This window comes from Streptomyces sp. NPDC004065, from assembly GCF_044903565.1.
GTDB lineage: Bacteria > Actinomycetota > Actinomycetes > Streptomycetales > Streptomycetaceae > Streptomyces.
Map to the genome: position 1 here is coordinate 177,994 of NZ_JBJDQT010000005.1, position 15,569 is coordinate 193,562.

11 protein-coding genes and 1 pseudogene are annotated in these 15,569 nt (G+C 69.3%); 6 read left to right on the top strand and 6 right to left on the bottom strand.

Features of this window, described 5'->3' with window-relative positions:
• Nucleotides 1–247 precede the first annotated feature (247 nt).
• On the top strand, nucleotides 248–2,260 hold the full coding sequence (locus tag ACI2LW_RS09260) for an NAD-binding protein (RefSeq protein WP_404730609.1): 2,013 nt from the start codon (nucleotides 248–250) through the stop codon (nucleotides 2,258–2,260).
• Between the two features lie 128 nt (nucleotides 2,261–2,388).
• On the opposite strand, the gene ACI2LW_RS09265 is transcribed toward ACI2LW_RS09260, so the two are convergent.
• Nucleotides 2,389–4,209, bottom strand: coding sequence for a prolyl oligopeptidase family serine peptidase (locus ACI2LW_RS09265; protein WP_404730548.1), 1,821 nt, complete (start codon nucleotides 4,207–4,209; stop codon nucleotides 2,389–2,391).
• Nucleotides 4,210–4,332: 123 nt separating this feature from the next.
• Here ACI2LW_RS09265 and ACI2LW_RS09270 point away from each other — a divergent pair, with 123 nt between their 5' ends.
• Entirely contained in the window at nucleotides 4,333–4,947 is a 615-nt protein-coding gene (locus ACI2LW_RS09270; protein WP_404730549.1) for a recombinase family protein, read from the top strand.
• Between the two features lie 244 nt (nucleotides 4,948–5,191).
• On the opposite strand, the gene ACI2LW_RS09275 is transcribed toward ACI2LW_RS09270, so the two are convergent.
• On the bottom strand, nucleotides 5,192–6,721 hold the full coding sequence (locus ACI2LW_RS09275) for a hypothetical protein (RefSeq protein ID WP_404730550.1): 1,530 nt from the start codon (nucleotides 6,719–6,721) through the stop codon (nucleotides 5,192–5,194).
• A 596-nt stretch (nucleotides 6,722–7,317) separates the two neighbouring features.
• Between ACI2LW_RS09275 and ACI2LW_RS09280 the strand changes: the two genes are divergently transcribed.
• The 3 genes from ACI2LW_RS09280 to ACI2LW_RS09290 all read left to right on the top strand — a co-directional run bounded on the left by ACI2LW_RS09280 (nucleotide 7,318) and on the right by ACI2LW_RS09290 (nucleotide 10,593).
• Entirely contained in the window at nucleotides 7,318–7,611 is a 294-nt protein-coding gene (locus tag ACI2LW_RS09280; RefSeq protein ID WP_404730551.1) for a lactococcin 972 family bacteriocin, read from the top strand.
• Nucleotides 7,612–7,826: 215 nt separating this feature from the next.
• The gene (locus ACI2LW_RS09285; RefSeq protein WP_404730552.1) at nucleotides 7,827–9,872 is read left to right on the top strand and encodes a hypothetical protein; all 2,046 of its coding nucleotides are present in this window, start codon (nucleotides 7,827–7,829) and stop codon (nucleotides 9,870–9,872) included.
• Nucleotides 9,873–9,915: 43 nt separating this feature from the next.
• Entirely contained in the window at nucleotides 9,916–10,593 is a 678-nt protein-coding gene (locus ACI2LW_RS09290; RefSeq protein WP_404730553.1) for an ATP-binding cassette domain-containing protein, read from the top strand.
• 231 nt (nucleotides 10,594–10,824) lie between these two features.
• Here ACI2LW_RS09290 and ACI2LW_RS09295 read toward each other — a convergent pair.
• Nucleotides 10,825–11,115 (bottom strand): annotated as a pseudogene (locus ACI2LW_RS09295) (TolB family protein); the annotation flags it as partial.
• A gap of 111 nt (nucleotides 11,116–11,226) precedes the next feature.
• Between ACI2LW_RS09295 and ACI2LW_RS09300 the strand changes: the two are divergent.
• The gene (locus ACI2LW_RS09300; protein WP_404730554.1) at nucleotides 11,227–12,036 is read left to right on the top strand and encodes an SURF1 family protein; all 810 of its coding nucleotides are present in this window, start codon (nucleotides 11,227–11,229) and stop codon (nucleotides 12,034–12,036) included.
• Between the two features lie 145 nt (nucleotides 12,037–12,181).
• Here the strand turns inward: ACI2LW_RS09300 and ACI2LW_RS09305 are convergent, their stop codons facing one another.
• From ACI2LW_RS09305 to ACI2LW_RS09315, 3 genes are all read right to left on the bottom strand, one after another.
• A complete protein-coding gene (locus tag ACI2LW_RS09305) occupies nucleotides 12,182–13,354 on the bottom strand; it encodes a hypothetical protein (protein ID WP_404730555.1) in 1,173 nt (390 codons plus the stop codon).
• On the bottom strand, nucleotides 13,351–13,926 hold the full coding sequence (locus tag ACI2LW_RS09310) for a SigE family RNA polymerase sigma factor (protein WP_404730610.1): 576 nt from the start codon (nucleotides 13,924–13,926) through the stop codon (nucleotides 13,351–13,353). Before ACI2LW_RS09310 ends, ACI2LW_RS09305 begins: the two co-directional genes overlap by 4 nt.
• Before the next feature lie 516 nt (nucleotides 13,927–14,442).
• Nucleotides 14,443–15,561 carry an aspartate-semialdehyde dehydrogenase gene (locus ACI2LW_RS09315; RefSeq protein ID WP_404730556.1) on the bottom strand — a complete coding sequence of 373 codons (1,119 nt, stop codon included), beginning with the start codon at nucleotides 15,559–15,561 and terminating at the stop codon, nucleotides 14,443–14,445.
• Nucleotides 15,562–15,569: the final 8 nt, after the last annotated feature.

Consider the following 15,569-nt stretch of genomic DNA (forward strand, 5'->3'; position numbering starts at 1 on the left):
AGGTCGCTTCGAAGTGCCACCAGCCTAGGGGCGGTCGGGCGCCGCGGGCCACTGGATTTACGGCCGGGACCGGGATGCACGGCCGGGACCGGGATGCACGGCCGGAACCACGATGCACGGCCGGAACCACGATGCACGGCCGGAACCGCGATGCGCGGCTGGAACCGCCCCCGCCGGTGCGGCAGTCTCCTCACTCGTGGGGAGCGTTCCGTATCAGAGTGGTGCGCCGGGCGGCGCCGGCGCGCACATGGTGGTGTGCGGGGACGACGCGCTCGCGCACCGGCTGGCCGCCGAACTGCGCGGTGTGTACGGCGAGCACGTCACGCTGGTCGTGCCGCCCGCCGAGCGTGCGGTGCGCCCGCCGGTGGTGGGGCGGGCGCGGGGCGCCTCGGCGCTGCTGGACCGGGTGGTGAGCGCGACCGTGGGCCGGGCCTCGGGCAACGGCACGGGCGGCGGGGGCGGTCCGGGGAGCGGGGCCGGCAGCCGGGCCGGTGCCGGGTCCCGGCCGGGCGCGGGGCCGGGCAGCGGGGACCGGCCCCCGGCGGCCGACCGCGTGCTGGAGGCCGGTGAGGCGACCGAGGCGGTGCTCGCGGAGGCGGGTGTGGAACGGGCGGCGGCGCTCGCCCTGGTGTACGACGACGACGAGACCAACATCCGCGCCGCCCTCACCGCCCGCCGGCTCAACCCTCGGCTCCGGCTCGTCCTGCGCCTGTACAACCGCCGATTGGGCCAGCACATCGAGGAACTCCTCGACCAGGCCGCCACCTTGGCGACGGGCGACGGCGACGGCGAGGACGGGTACGCGGCGGGCGGCGACGCCTCCACGACCGTGCTGTCGGACGCCGACACCGCCGCGCCCGCGCTGGCCGCGAGCGCCGTGGCCGGCACCACCAAGGTCGTGCAGACCGACGGGCTGCTGCTGCACGCGGTGGAGCGGCCGCCGCCCGCGCCGGGGCAGGTGGCCGATCCCGGGCTGTGCACACTGGCGCTGCTGTCGGCGACCTCCAGCGACCCGGCGGGCGCGGACGGGTCCGAGGGCAGCGGGGAGCAGCGGCCGCGGCTGCTGCCCGACGAGGCGATGGTGCGGGAGGCCACCGGGCGCGGGACGGTGGTGCTGGAGCAGGTGTCCTACGCCGCGGGGCCGCCGTTGCCCGCCGGGCGCGGCGGTGGTGTGGTCACGGCGCTGACGTCGTTGTTCTCGCGGCGGCTCCGCTGGTCGCTGGCGGGGCTGGTGGCGTGTGTGTTCGCGCTCGCGGTGGCGCTGTGGCTGGTGACCGGGGTGCATCCGCTGGGGGCGCTGTATCTGACGCTGCTGGACCTGTTCGCCATCGACGACCCCGCGCTGGGGCAGCCGACCGGCCGGCAGGTCCTCCAACTGCTGTCCGGGCTGGTGGGGTTGCTGCTGCTGCCGGTGCTGCTGGCGGCGGTGCTGGAGGCGCTGGGCACGTTCCGGACGGCGTCCGCGCTGCGCAGACCGCCGCGCGGACTGGGCGGGCACGTGGTGCTGCTGGGACTGGGCAAGATCGGTACCCGGGTGCTGACGCGGCTGCGGGAGCTGCACATCCCGGTGGTGTGCGTGGAGTCCGGCCCGCACGCCCGGGGCCTGGCCACGGCGCGGCGGCTGCGGGTGCCGGTGGTGCTCGGGGACGTCACCCAGGAGGGGGTGCTGGAGGCCGCGAAGATCCACCGGGCGCACGCGCTGCTCGCGGTGACCAGCGCGGACACCACGAACCTGGAGGCGGTGCTGTACGCGCGGTCGTTGCGGCCGGATCTGCGGGTGGTGCTGCGGCTGTACGACGACGACTTCGCGACCGCGGTGTACCGGACCCTGCGGGCCGCGCATCCGGGGGCGCTGACCCGGAGCCGGAGCGTGTCGCACCTGGCGGCGCCGGCGTTCGCGGGGGCGATGTTCGGGCGGCAGATCCTGGGGGCGATCCCGGTGGAGCGGCGGGTGCTGCTGTTCGCCTCGGTGGTGGTGGGCGGGCATCCGCAGCTGGAGGGGCGGACGGTCGCGGAGGCGTTCCGGGCGGGGCACTGGAGGGTGCTGGCGCTGGACACCGCCGCCCGGACGGGCACCCCGGGCGGGGAGCGGCGCGAGTCCTCCGGGGAGGGCACGGGCGAGGACGGCGGGCGGGGGCTGGTGTGGAACCTGCCGGGGACGTACGTGCTGCGCGGCGAGGACCGGGTGGTCCTCGCCGCGACCCGGCGCGGGCTGGCGGAGCTGCTGGGGCGCAGGTCCCGCGAGCCCGCGGGCGGGTGAGCCGACCGACGCGGGCGCGTCGGCGGGGCCGGTCAGCCTGACAGGTGGCGGGCCGGTCAGCCGAGCGGGCGGCGGGGCCGGCCAGCCCGGCAGGTGCGGGGCCGGCCAGCCCGGCGTGGCGGGGCAGGTCAGCCCGGCAGGTGGCGGGCGGCGAAGTCAAGTTCCAGGCGGAGCTGCTTGATGCGCTCGTCGACCACCAGGGAGCCGTGGCCGGCGTCGTAGCGGTAGACCTCGTGGGGGACGCCGCGGGCCTCCAGGCGGGTGACGTAGTTGTCGACCTGGCGGATGGGGCAGCGCGGGTCGTTGACGCCGGCGGAGATGTACACCGGGGCCTTGACCTGGTCCACGTAGGTGAGGGGGGAGGAGGCCTCGAAGCGTTCGGGCACCTCCTCCGGGGTGCCGCCCAGCAGGGTGCGGTCCATGGCCTTCAGGGCCTCCATCTCGTCGTGGTAGGCCGTCACGTAGTCGGCGACCGGGACGGCGGCGATGCCCAGGGTCCACGCGTCCGGCTGGGTGCCCAGGCCGAGCAGGGTGAGGTAACCGCCCCAGGAGCCGCCGGTGAGGACCAGGCGCTCGGGGTCGGCCAGGCCCGAGCCGATCGCCCACTTACGGACCGCGGCGATGTCCTCCAGCTCGATCAGGCCGACCCGGTGCTTCAGGGCGTCCGTCCAGGCGCGGCCGTAGCCGGTGGAGCCGCGGTAGTTGACGCGGACCACCGCGTAGCCGTGGTCGACCCAGGCGGCCGGGCCCGCGGCGAAGGAGTCGCTGTCGTGCCAGGTGGGACCGCCGTGGATGTCGAACACCGTGGGGAACGGGCCGGTGCGGCCGGCCGGCTTCTGCACCAGGGCGTGGATGCGGCCGCCGGGGCCGTCCACCCACACGTCCTCCACCGGGACCGAGCCGGGGCACTTCATGCCGGGCGGGTCCAGCACGACCCTGCCGTCGGTGGAGCGGACCGCGGGCGGCTCGGCCGCCGAGGACCACAGGTACTCCACGCTGCCGTCCGGGCGGGCGGTCGCGCCGGAGACGCTGCCGCGCAGGGTGGGCACGCGGCTCAGCTCGCGTGTCGCCAGGTCGTAGCGGTACAGCTCGCTGCGGGCCTCGTAGCCGTGGGCGATCAGCAGGCCGCTGCCGTCGGGGTACCACTCGGCGCTGACGTCGCCGGGCAGGTCCAGGGCCAGGTCCGTCTCCTCGCCGGTGGCGACGTCCCAGATCAGCGGCTCCCAGCGGCCGCGCCGCTGGTGCCCGATGAGCAGCCGGGTGTCGCCGTCCACCGGGGCGAAGCCCAGCACCTCCAGACCGAGCTCGACCGTGCCGCCCTTGGTGTCGTCCAGCTCCGCGACCGCCGAGCCGTCCGGGCGCAGCACGCGCAGCGCCGAGTGCATCGCGTCCCCGTGCTCGGTGTGCTCCACGGCGATCAGCGTGCCGTCGTGCGAGAGGTCGCCCACGCCCGCGGACTCTCGGTGGCGGTAGATCTCCACCGGAGCCGCACCGGCCCGCGCCAGGTGGATCGTCGTGCCGTCCTCGTCCGTGGAGCGGCCCACCACCGCGGTGCGGCCGTCCCGGCCGAGCGCCAGGCCCGCCGGGTAGGAGGGGGCGAGGCCCGGCACGGCCGGCTCGTCGGGGCCGCCGGAGAAGGGCTGGCGGCGCCAGACGCCGAACTCGTCGCCGTACGACGGCAAGTCTGAAACGGAGGAACCCATGCCGTCGTCGAACCACCAGATCCACTCACCGTCGGGTGAGAGAACCCCTTCCGTGGTGCCGTCCGGCCGGTCGGTGACCTGCCGCTGGTAACCGGTCTTCCGGTCCCACGCGTACAGCTCATACGTCCCGGTCGCGTTCGACACGAACAGGCAGCGGTTGGGGGCGTCTTCCGCCCAGTGGGGCAGGGAGACGCGCGGTGCGCGGAACCGCTTCTCCCAATCGGGCATGGCTTCTGTGTCGCTCATGCCCCCTATCAAACCCGATGTGTCGGACCTGGTGCACAGCCCTTCTCAAGACTTCGAAATCCTTTCGAATTCGGGGCCGAGAATGTTTTGTTCGGGATCAAGTTCGAAGTAAAATCGAAAACAATGCACAACAAGGTTCGAGTGGTGGGCTGCGGTCGGAAGTCGGCAACCCGTACGGAAGACGAGAACTCCCTTTCCATCAGCGCCCAGAAGCGCGATCTCCAATACTGGGCCGATACGCCCGGACAGAACCGCATCGTTATCGGTTGGGCTCTGGACACGAATACCTCCGGAACAACCAATCCTTTCAAGCGGGAACAGCTCGGCCCGCGACTGACGGACCGCATGGACGAGTGGGATGTTCTGGCATTCCCTCGCATCGACCAGATTTCCCGCAAGGTCCGGTACTTCTCCGAACTTCTCGACTGGGTTGAGGACAACGGAAAGCACTCCGTCACCGTTGACGGAAGTCTGAACACTCAGGCGGCCGGTGGTAGCGCCGTCGCCAAGGTTTCCGTTCTGGCCGAAGAAGAACACCGGGAGATCCGGAAGAACGTCACCACCGGAATGCAGACCCTGCGGGAACCGGGACGCTTCACCGGCGGCCCTCAGCCCTTCGGTTACCTCTCCATCGATTCCGACGACGAACACCGAATCCTCACTCCAGAACCCTTATACGCCGAACTCCTCCGCGAGATAGCCGGGCGCGTACGCGACCGCAATCCACGTACGCCATAGCCGACGACCTCAACAAGCGGAGCGTCACAGCCATCGCTAAGGCCCTGGGAATCTCCCGCGCCACCTTGTACCGGCACATCGGCGAGAGCACCTGAGACGAACGCACAGCGACGCGGCCAGTACCAGCCACTGACCACTGCCCGAAGCATCTGGGCCGGGGCCGTGCCGCCGGCACACCCCCTGAGCGAGTAGATCAGCGGCGCAGCTGAGTCGTTCCGCCATTCGTCCGGCAATCAGGAGCGATCTACTCGTCGGTCAGAGAGTCGGGCGTCGACCGCTCATAGACCGTCACCCTCCGCCCACGGACCTGCTTGTCAGACACTGCCGTGAAGTACTTCTTCAGTACGGAGATCTTCGCCTTGTCCCGATCGGCCGAAACCGGTTTCGCCACCTGAGCTGCGTCCGTCACGAGCAGGATCCTTTGCTGGGCCAGCATCGCAGCACGTATGCGGTCTGGGCTTGCCTCGACGCCTTTCAGCGTCCCGGACCCTTCTGGGCTCTCCGCGAGAGCTATGTCCCGCAATCCCGCGAAGGCCTTCGGCGACACGGATTTGGTGTCGCGACGTGCCGACGGTACGAAGAGCACCGCGCTCCCGGTCCCCTTCATCCGCTGCACGTCCGATGCCACCGCCAAGACGTCGTCCACTCTGCTAGCCGGAGACCGCTTTGCCAGTGACTGGGGCAGCAGTGCCACCATCGCCGCGACCACCGCTGCGGGGAGAATCCACATCGAGGCTCTGGGGAGCCGGGGCCGGACTGCGTGTATTGCCGAACCGAGGGCTGCGCCGATCAGCAGTGCCAGGCCCAGCAGACTGTAGAGAACGTACCGATCCAAGAACAGAGGCTTGAACAGGGAAAGAGAGATGAGGCCGATCTGTGGCACCGCCAGCAGTGGCAACCCGACGGCTGCCACAGACAGTCGGCCTGCCTGCGGCCGATCCAGCAGGGCACCCACGCCACCAATGGCCAGGAGGACCGCAGGCCCGATCAGCATGTGCCAGGACAGCGGGGGGATCCACGACACTTGTGCGGACTGGCCTCGGCTGAAGACGACCAATGGCAGCACACAGGCCGTGGCGACCGCAGAAGCTGCCGTCCAGCGAACCCAGACTCCGCGCCCGGCTCGGGTCCACAGCAGAGTCGCCAGGTGTGCCAGAAGCATCATGAGCGAGAGCCAGTTCAGAAGCCCCATCAGCACGACCGTGCCACCGTAGGCAGTCCAGTGCAACGTCCGGGCACGCCGTTGGAGCCGGATCACGAGCAGCAAGGTGGACACGCCAGCCCCTGCTGCGACAAGTGCGTACGGCCGACCCTCTTGGAGGTAGAACTGCACAGAGGGCAGCAGTCCGAATGCCATCCCTCCCGCCAAGCCTACCCACACGCCGGCTAGCTGCTGGCCGATGACCGCTACACAACCCGCCGCCATTGCCGTGGCCAGCACCGAGGGCAGCCGAAGCGTCGTGGTGCTGGGTCCGAAACATTCGAACAGGGCGTGCATCAGCAGGTAGTAGCACCCGTGCACGACGTCGACGTTTCCCAGCATGTGCCAGATCTCGGCCGTGGAGCGTTGGGCCACCTGCCAGGTCGCGGCCTCGTCCCGCCACAAACTGCCCTGCCTCGACAGCCCCCACAAGCCAAGGGCGAAGGTCCACAGCACAGGTATCAGCCAGACGAGTCTGTCTCGGCGAGGTGGGATGGCAGTTCCAGATGGCGTGAGCGTTGCACCGCTAGCCGGGTAGCGCGGCGAGGAACGTAACCTGCGGTCACTCGACATGTATGAGGGCTTCCAGAGTGGCTGTTGAACAGAGCGGAGTGCCAGGAGTCACTGACTGACCACGAATCGTACGCACCCCAACATCCTGCGCGGCCTCGTGCTCACTACCTCGGAGCTGAACGAGACAGCCTCACCCCACGCCGCAACGACATTCAGGACCACGTGCGGGGTTGGGATGCCATCGGGCTGGGCTACCTCCTCCCCGAAGCAGGTCCGTCCGGGAGGGCCCCGGTCACGCCCTATCCCGTCGTCACGATGTCGCGCATGCGGAGCGTCGCTGAGCGTCCGCGGGGTCCGGCGCCAAAACACCCGTGCCACATCGGCCGGTTACGTTACCAAGGCTTACAGGAAGCTTGGCCAGTCAGAACCGCGACAAGCAACCCCGCGCCGCATTCAGCCCACGGGTCCCGGAGGCGCCGAAAACGCGCCGCTGTCCGAAATCCATTGCCGCTCATTTTGTGCCAGCTTTACCACCCAGGTCACTGGTTTCGGCCAACTCTTCCACGGTGAACGATCACCCTGTTGCGCCGCGACCACCGTCCGTATCAAAGTCTTGACTCGTTCGGATCAATCTCTTACCGAAAGGTGGTTCATTCATGAACAAGAGAAGCGCGCTCAAGGCAGCTGTCGCCTCCGCCGCCCTCATATTCGCCGCAGCCACTCCGGCGCTGGCTACGACTATCGACGTCGCCGGCGGCAAGTGGAGCTACGACCAGGGCGCCAACACGGCCTGGTCGAACTTCAAGCACCCGAGCAACTACCACGCGTCTTCGGTGAAGATTGGCAGCCAGACCTTCAAGAGCGGCTGCACGGTGCCGGGGCAGTGGTCCCTGGCCTCGGGGACGAAGAACGGCGGCGGCATCTCGTACTACTACGACCCGAGCTGCTGAGTCTCCTGCTCGAACCCCGAGTTTGTGTGCGCGGTGACGTGACTCATGCGTGCACAGCTTGTTTCAGCTGTGGGGGTGAGCGCCCCTCGCCCCCACAGCTGCTTTCTTCTGATTTCAACTTCCCGGTTGCGCCAGGGCGCTCTTATCCTAGGTATCACATGCTGCATCGAGGCATAAGGTTCGTACACGCTGCCGTCTTGGCCTTCTCTGCAGCGATGGCTTTCCTGTTCATCCGGGGGCTGGACGAGACCGGGGTACTGGGAAACTCGGCCCTGGTTGAGGTATTCGACTCCAGTGGCGCGACGAACGGGACGCACGTCGTCCAAGCTATCGAGTCGTTTTCTGCAAAACATGGTGTCGGGGTGGCACGCGAGGTTCCCGATCTGAGAAACCCCGACGGCCTTCGCCATCTGTACATTGCCTCGGGTCGGACCAATTCAATGACAGCGGCATGGCTGGACAATGGATATCCGGAATTCAGCAGACATTATGCATCGCGGGTGCACCAGATATCCGAGATCGCACAACTGGATCCGCGAGGATCCTACTACGTGTTCGGATCGTCAGCAGCCGCTGACGCCCTGGTGGCCAAGTTCAATGACCTCGGCCTGAACGCGAGCGTCACTCACCCCTTGTCATACGCCGAACTGGCCGACCGGTATTCGGGCGATCCCCTGTTCCGGTCATTCTGTGTGGTCGCGCTCGCGGCACTGACGATGACAGGTGCTAGCGTGCTGCTGAGCGCGAAAGCATACGGGGTCCTGCGTATGCAAGGCATGTCCTTCTTCGCCATCCTGTTGCGCGATCTGAGACGTCTGGTGGTCTTCTGGCTCGCAGCGGCCGGCGCTGTGGCCGTGGTAACGCTTGCCGCCCTCGGCTTCTACAACGGCTTCGCATGGTTGGGACTGTTCACCTCCGTGGCCATCATGATCGCCGCACTGCTACTTGTCGTGACACTCCTGGCGCATGCTGCCGCCCTCGCTCTGACCTTCAAGGTAGACATACTGTCTGCCCTCAAAGGCCAGCTGCCGTCGTGGGCAGCGTCCATTAGCGTCTACCTCGTGCGCATCCCTGCGCTCCTGCTTGCTCTCAGCATCGCTACGAACGTCACCCTCGCCGGCCGGAACGTACTGCTGCGCCTGGAGAACCGGGAAGCGTATGCCTCCGCCGGCGACGCCGTCTCGATCCGACTCAGCGGCGCGTATGCGATGCACACGGACGAATTGGATGACCACGTGGGGCCGTGGCTGCGCCAAGCCGACAAGCGTGGCGAGGTCACCCTGGCCGGACGCAGAGACCTCCAGGTCTCCACTCCAGGTGCACATCTGCCTCCCGGGGAAATCCTCATCGTCAACGACACGTATCTCGACAAGCAGCCAGTTTTCGACCCGGCAGGACGGCGTATCACCTATGAAGCGCGCAGCAAGAAGGCGCCTGACTCGCGCTCAATAAGGGTCATCATCCCAGATCCCCTTGCATCTCGCACGCCGGTCATCATGAAGGCGGCATCCGACATCTTGGACCCGCATCAAAATCGCCGCATCCCCCTTAAGGCGTTCAGGAGCAAGAGGGGCCAGCGCCTCTTTGGCTACAATACGGGCGCTTATGTTTATAACTCGGCACACAGCCCCGATGAGGATCGGTCCATGGTGCGCGACCCGATCGTGATCGCCGTCCCCAATGGTTCACATTTCCTCAGCAATGATGCCTACACCACATATGCCACTCAAGCCGGTGTGGTCTTCTCTGATCCAAACGATGTACTGAACGGCATCAAGGCGAACAAGCTGGAGAACTACATCAATTCCATGAGTCCCGTCGGACAGAAGACAGCTCTGGATCTCAGGAGCGCAGTCAACGAACTGCGGCTGCAAATATTCAACCTCGTCGTTGCTGTGATCGTTCTGCTTGTAGCAGGCGTTGGCGTATGCATCATCTACTCCCGCAAGCAAGCTCAGAACATATTCGTGCGACACATTAGCGGCTGGAGGTACGTGGCTACCCATCGCTTCATTCTCGCCATAGAGACGGCAATTGCAGTTATCTTTGCGACAAGGGTGCCCTTCGAAGCTTGGCAGCAAAAACAGGAACTGATGAAACTTGCCGCCAACGGCGCACCAGCCCCCTTCCAACCCATTCACCTGACCTCTCTAGACCTTGGTGTTATCACCGGTCTTGTCGCCTTCGAATTTGGTGCCGCGCTGCTCGCTCTGGTGTTCTTCCACCGCCGGACCGTGAAGGAAGGGGCGACTGTTGCGTAATCCTGTCAAGAATCGGCCCCTCTCCTTGCTCTCGGAGCGTACTGTGATAGAGATAGAGAATCTCTCCAAGTCCTTCGGAAATCGCGTCTTGTGGCACGGTATCAACCTCACTGTCAGCCACGGCGAAATGTTGGCCCTTGTTGGTCCGAGCGGATCGGGCAAGTCAACCCTTCTCAATTGTCTCGGGTTGCTCGACAAGCCGACTAGCGGGGCGATCCGATACGAGGGGAAGGACATTACCCGATTCGGAAAGGGCGAGACCCGTCGGTTCCGTCGCAACACCCTCGGCTACCTGTTCCAGAACTATGCTCTGATCGAAAATGCAACTGTTCACGAGAATCTCGAAGTTGCTGTCAGGCCCGGGCGCTCATCGCAGGGCAAAGGCGGCACGGCTCTTGCTGAGGCCCTTGACCGCGTGGGCATGCTGGGGCAGGAAAAAGAGAAGGTCCACCACCTCAGCGGTGGAGAACAGCAGCGTGTGGCCCTGGCCCGTCTGATGCTCCAGCGGCCCGCCCTTGTGCTCGCAGATGAGCCGACCGGCGCCCTCGACGAGGCCAACACCGCTGTAGTCATCGACGTCTTGCGCGAGATGAGTGGAACCGGATGCGCAGTCATCCTTGCCACGCATGACGCCGTCATCCGCGACGACTGTGACTTCGTGTTCGACGTGCACGAGTGCTCGCTCGTCGATGCCCCACGGCGTGAATCAGTCAGTTCCTGATACTTCAGCGTCGAAGGTTCACCACGGAGCCGCCCGGCCCCCTCCTGTGTCCTTGTCCGGAAGGGGCCGGGCGCAGCGTCTCTGCATAGACGCGACTACGCGTGATCTCGCAGAAACCCGTGCGGCCGGAGGGGCACGGCCAAGGGGGAGCGGCACGGCGACGGGGCTCACTGAGGGACCCCGTCCTTCCTGCTCAGACTGGACATACGTTCTCGACTACCGGCACAATCGATCGCCGTCCTTGTCGTCGAACCACCAGATCCACGCGCCGTCCGGGGAGAGCACACCGTCCGTGGTGCCGTTGGGCCGGTCCGTGACCTGCCGCTGCTCGCCGCTCGCCCGGTCCCAGGCGTACAGCTCGTACGTCCCCGTCGCGTTGGACACGAACAGGGAGCGGTCCGGCGCGTCCAGCGCCCAGTCGGGCAGCGACACCCGCGGCGCCCGGAAGCGCTTCTCCCAGTCCGGCATCTCCTCGGTCGGTTCCCACTGGTCCCGCGAGGCGGACCCGTTGCTCTCAGTCATGGCCCCATAGTGCCTGGCCGGAGGGGAAGTGCGCCGCCCCCTTCCCCAGCCTGTGGACAACTTCGACCCCCGGTGGGCCGCCCGCGCGCCGCGGCACCGTACCGTGGGGGCGTGTACCGGTTTCTGCTGACGCCCCGCTGGTGGGGCATCAACGTCTTCGTCCTGCTCGCCATCCCCTTCTGCGTCTTCATGGGGTCCTGGCAGCTGGGCCGGTTCGAGGACCGGGTGCAGGACCACCGGACGGCGACCGACCGGGCCGCCTCGCACCGCACGGAGGCGGCGGTCGCGCTGGACCGGCTGCTGCCCGTGGACAAGGCGACGTCCGGCCGGCGGGCCACCGCCACCGGCCGGTACGGCGAGCAGCTGCTGGTCCCGGACCGGGAGCTGGACGGCAGGCGCGGGTACTACGTGCTGACGCTGCTGCGGACCGGCTCCGGCAAGGCGCTGCCGGTCGTGCGCGGCTGGCTGCCGGGCACCGCCGCCCCGGACAGGGCCCCGGCGCCGCCCCCCGGCGAGGTCACCGTGACCGGAGCGCTGCAGGCGTCCGAGTCGCCCGGCGACGACGGGGTGAGCGCGGCGGGCGGGCTGCCGCGCGGGCAGACCGGGGTGATCGGCGCGGCGTCCCTGGTCAACCTCGTCCCCTACGACGTGTACGACGCCTGGATCACACTCGACAAGGCCGACGCGGGGATGAAGGCGGTGCCGGCCAAGGCGCCGGCCAACACCGGGCTGGACCTGAAGGCGTTCCAGAACCTCGGCTACACCGGCGAGTGGTTCGTCTTCGCCGGGTTCGTGGTGTTCATGTGGTTCCGGCTGGTGCGGCGCGAGGTGGAGGCGGTACGGGACGCGGAACTGGGGCTGACCGAGGACGCCCCGGGTCCGGCGCCCGCACCGGCGGCGGGCGGCCCGTCCGGCGTCTGACGCGGCGGGCTTCCGGGGGCGGCGGGTCCTTGGAGGCAGCGGGTGCCGGGGCGGTCGTCCGCGTCCCGCGGGGTCCGCGCGTCAACTGCGAGCGTCCGCTGCGCGCATCCCCTGCGCTCGTCTACTGCGCGCCCCCTGCCCGCGTCTACTGCGCCGGCAGCACTCCCGTGCGGTAGACGGTGCCCGCGCACGCGTTGGTCACCGTGACCGACAGCGTGGGCGAACCGGCCTCCGGGGTGTGGGAGACCACGACGCTGCCGTCGGCCGTGCCGTCCTCCCTGACCATCTGGGTGGAGGGACCGCTGTCCGCGCCGGTGGTCGCGGCGCCCGTGGCACCGGCGGCCTGGGTGGGGGACGGGTCGGGCGAGGGGCCGCCGGTCTCGGTGCCGCCGGTTCCGGTGCCGCCTCCGGTGGAGGCGGGACAGGACGCGGAGGGCACCCAGGCGAACTTCACCTCGTAGGCCGAGCCGGGGGCCAGGACCAGGCCGGCGGCCTGGGTGGAGGGGTCGGGCAGCCCGGCGGCCGCGTCGCCCGAGACGTGGTTCACCACGGTGATCTTCGTGGCGTCGGCCGCGCCCTGCGCGGAGGACGTCACCGCGCCCGCGCCGCCGACGGCGCACTTGGCGGAGGAGACGTTGGTGACGTGGAAGGTGCCGTAGACGATGCCGGCGGAGTCGGGGACGTCCGTCGTCGCCGTGGTGGAGCCGAGCTGGGCGGCCGTGCACACCGGGGTCCCGGTGCCGGTGGTCGACGAGGGGCTGTCGCCGCCGCCGGGCCCGCTGCCGGGCTCGCCGCCCTGGCCGCCCTTCTGCCCGCCGCCGGCGGTCTCGCGGCCCTTCTCCGTGGCCCTGCCCGAGGCATCGCCCCCGGTGCTCGCACCGCCGCCGGGGTCCTTGCTCGGGCCCTTGCCGCCCTGCGCCTCGGAGGTGTGCCCGGCCATGGCCGGGTTGGCCTCGGTGCCACCGGAGCCGGAGACGTGCACCAGGGCGGGAACGGCGGTGCCGAGGAACAGGGCGGCGGCGGCCATGCCGACCGCTGCCTGCCGCTTGCGCGCCCGCCGCGCGGGGACCGCGTGCCGCAGCCGGTCGAGGGCGCCGTCGCGCGGCTCGATGTCCCGCACCGCCTCGTGCAGCATCCTGCGCAGTGCCAGCTCGTCCGGCTCGTGCCCGTCGGGGCCGAGTTCGTCGGGGCTGTCGTTCACGGTTCCGTTCCCAGCGTGCGATGACGTGTGCTCTTGCTCCTGCGGACGCGTCGGCTCGTGCCACGCGTAGGGCTCGTGGCGCTCGTGCGACTCGCGCCCCTCACCGTTCTCGCTCATGCCCGCGCCCCCATGGCGACACGCAGGGCCGCGATGCCCCGGGAGCCGTACGCCTTCACCGAGCCGAGCGATATCCCGAGGGTCTCCGCGACCTGGGCCTCCGTCATGTCCGAGAAGTAGCGCAGCACCAGCACCTCGCGCTGGCGGCGCTGCAGGCCCTTCATCGCCTTGATCAGGGAGTCGCGCTCGAGCTGGTCGTAGGCCCCCTCCTCGGCGCTCGCCATGTCCGGCATCGGCTTGGACAGCAGCTTGAGGCCGAGGATGCGGCGGCGCAGCGCCGAACGGGAGAGGTTCACGACCGTCTGGCGCAGATACGCCAGCGTCTTCTCCGGGTCCCGCACGCGCTTGCGGGCGGAGTGCACGCGGATGAAGGCCTCCTGCACGACGTCCTCGCAGGAGGCGGTGTCGTCGAGGAGGAGCGCGGCCAGGCCCAGCAGCGACCGGTAGTGGGCCCGGTACGTCTCGGTGAGGTGGTCGACGGTGGTGCCGGCCGCCACGCTCTCCTCGGCGCCGTCACGCTGGTTCGGTATGCGGGCGGGCCGCGCGGCGGGCATGGGCGCGATCACCGGCATGCCGCCGGGCGCGACGGACATGCGCGGCCGGGCCGCCCGGGACGGCCTGAGCGCCGCACCCCCGCCCGCCGCCGGAAGTACCCCCTGCTCGAACAGCGCGGGGGAGAAGTCGAGAACCTCTGCCACGCCAGTTGGACATCTGTCACCCCGTCGAGGTTGTACGTGCCGGGCGTCACTTTTACGTCGAGTGTCCCGGCCGACAACGTTCTCGCGGCAGGCGGCACGACGGACCGTGCCTCATATGCCCTCATGCGTCCCGCTCTTCCCCTACTGTCGTAATGGCGGGGCGTCCCCACGCCCCGCAACGTCCCCACGCCCCCGAAGGGCGACCGCAAAGACGCTCCCCGCCCTCCGCGCGGTTGCGGTGGACGGGGAAGGAAAATCTTCGGACGCCGCAGAGGTGCGGATCAAGTGGTCCGGACCATCGGCTCCTGTCACTTGCCTTACTTGAATCTTACAAATAATCGGCGCCGCGACCAGCGGTTTACCTGCGGTAACGCGGCATTGCGGGCGACATCACGCGGTCTCGGCCGCCACCAGCTCGGCGATCTGGGCCGCGTTGAGTGCGGCTCCCTTGCGCAGATTGTCGCCGCAGACGAAGAGCTCGAGCGCGGTCGGGTCGTCCAGCGCCCGCCGCACCCGCCCGACCCACGTCGGATCGGTGCCCACCACGTCGGCCGGGGTCGGGAACTCGCCTGCGGCCGGGTCGTCGCACAGCACCACCCCGGGGGCCGTGGCGAGGATCTCGCGCGCCTTGCCGACGGTGACCTCGCCCTCGAACCGGGCGTGCACGGTCAGCGCGTGCGCGGTGACCACCGGAACCCGGACACAGGTCACGGCGACCGGCAGCCGGGGCAGCCCGAGCACCCTGCGGGACTCCTCCCGCACCCTCATCTCCTCCGACGACCAGCCCTCGTCGCACAGCGCGCCGGCCCAGGGCACCACGTTCAGCGCCACCGGCTCCGGGAAGGGCCCGGTGTCGTCCCCCACCACCCGCCGTACGTCACCGGGGCTCGTGCCCAGCTCCGTGCCCGCGACCAGGGACAGCTGGCGGCGCAGCGTCTCCACGCCCGCCCGCCCGGCCCCGCTCACCGCCTGGTACGAGGAGACGACCAGCTCGCGCAGCCCGAACTCGGCGTGCAGCGCGCCCAGCGCCACGATCATGGTGAGGGTGGTGCAGCCGGGGCTCGCGACGATCCCGCGCGGCCGCCGGCGCGCCGCGTGCGGATTGACCTCGGGCACCACCAGCGGCACGTCCGCGTCCGGCCGGAACGCGGACGAGGTGTCGACCACCACCGCTCCCCTGGCCGCCGCCACCGGCGCCCAGTGCGCCGCGACCTCGTCCGGCACGACGAACAGGGCGATGTCCACCCCGTCGAAGGCGTCCTCGGTGAGGGGGACCACCTCGACCTCCTCGCCCCGCACGGTCAGCTTGCGGCCGGCCGGGCAGGAGGGGGAGGAAGGGAAGGAGGGGGTGGTGCGGCCGCCCCGGTACGCGGGCGGCGCGGCGCCCGCGGGGGAGGCGATCAGGCGGATGTCGCCCCAGATGTCCGCGCGCTGGGACAGGATCCGGAGCAGCACCGCGCCGACGGCTCCGGTCGCACCCACGACCGCGAGCGCCGGTCGGTGGGTCATCGTCGTAC

Coding starts and splice junctions, on each gene's coding strand:
- ACI2LW_RS09260 (WP_404730609.1), top strand. CDS start 248: ATGGTGGTGTGCGGGGACGACGCGCTCGCGCACCGGCTGGCCGCCGAA.
- ACI2LW_RS09305 (WP_404730555.1), bottom strand. CDS start 13,354: ATGAGCGAGAACGGTGAGGGGCGCGAGTCGCACGAGCGCCACGAGCCC.
- ACI2LW_RS09310 (WP_404730610.1), bottom strand. CDS start 13,926: ATGCCGGTGATCGCGCCCATGCCCGCCGCGCGGCCCGCCCGCATACCG.
- ACI2LW_RS09315 (WP_404730556.1), bottom strand. CDS start 15,561: ATGACCCACCGACCGGCGCTCGCGGTCGTGGGTGCGACCGGAGCCGTC.
- ACI2LW_RS09265 (WP_404730548.1), bottom strand. CDS start 4,209: ATGAGCGACACAGAAGCCATGCCCGATTGGGAGAAGCGGTTCCGCGCA.
- ACI2LW_RS09270 (WP_404730549.1), top strand. CDS start 4,333: ATGCACAACAAGGTTCGAGTGGTGGGCTGCGGTCGGAAGTCGGCAACC.
- ACI2LW_RS09280 (WP_404730551.1), top strand. CDS start 7,318: ATGAACAAGAGAAGCGCGCTCAAGGCAGCTGTCGCCTCCGCCGCCCTC.
- ACI2LW_RS09275 (WP_404730550.1), bottom strand. CDS start 6,721: ATGTCGAGTGACCGCAGGTTACGTTCCTCGCCGCGCTACCCGGCTAGC.
- ACI2LW_RS09285 (WP_404730552.1), top strand. CDS start 7,827: ATGGCTTTCCTGTTCATCCGGGGGCTGGACGAGACCGGGGTACTGGGA.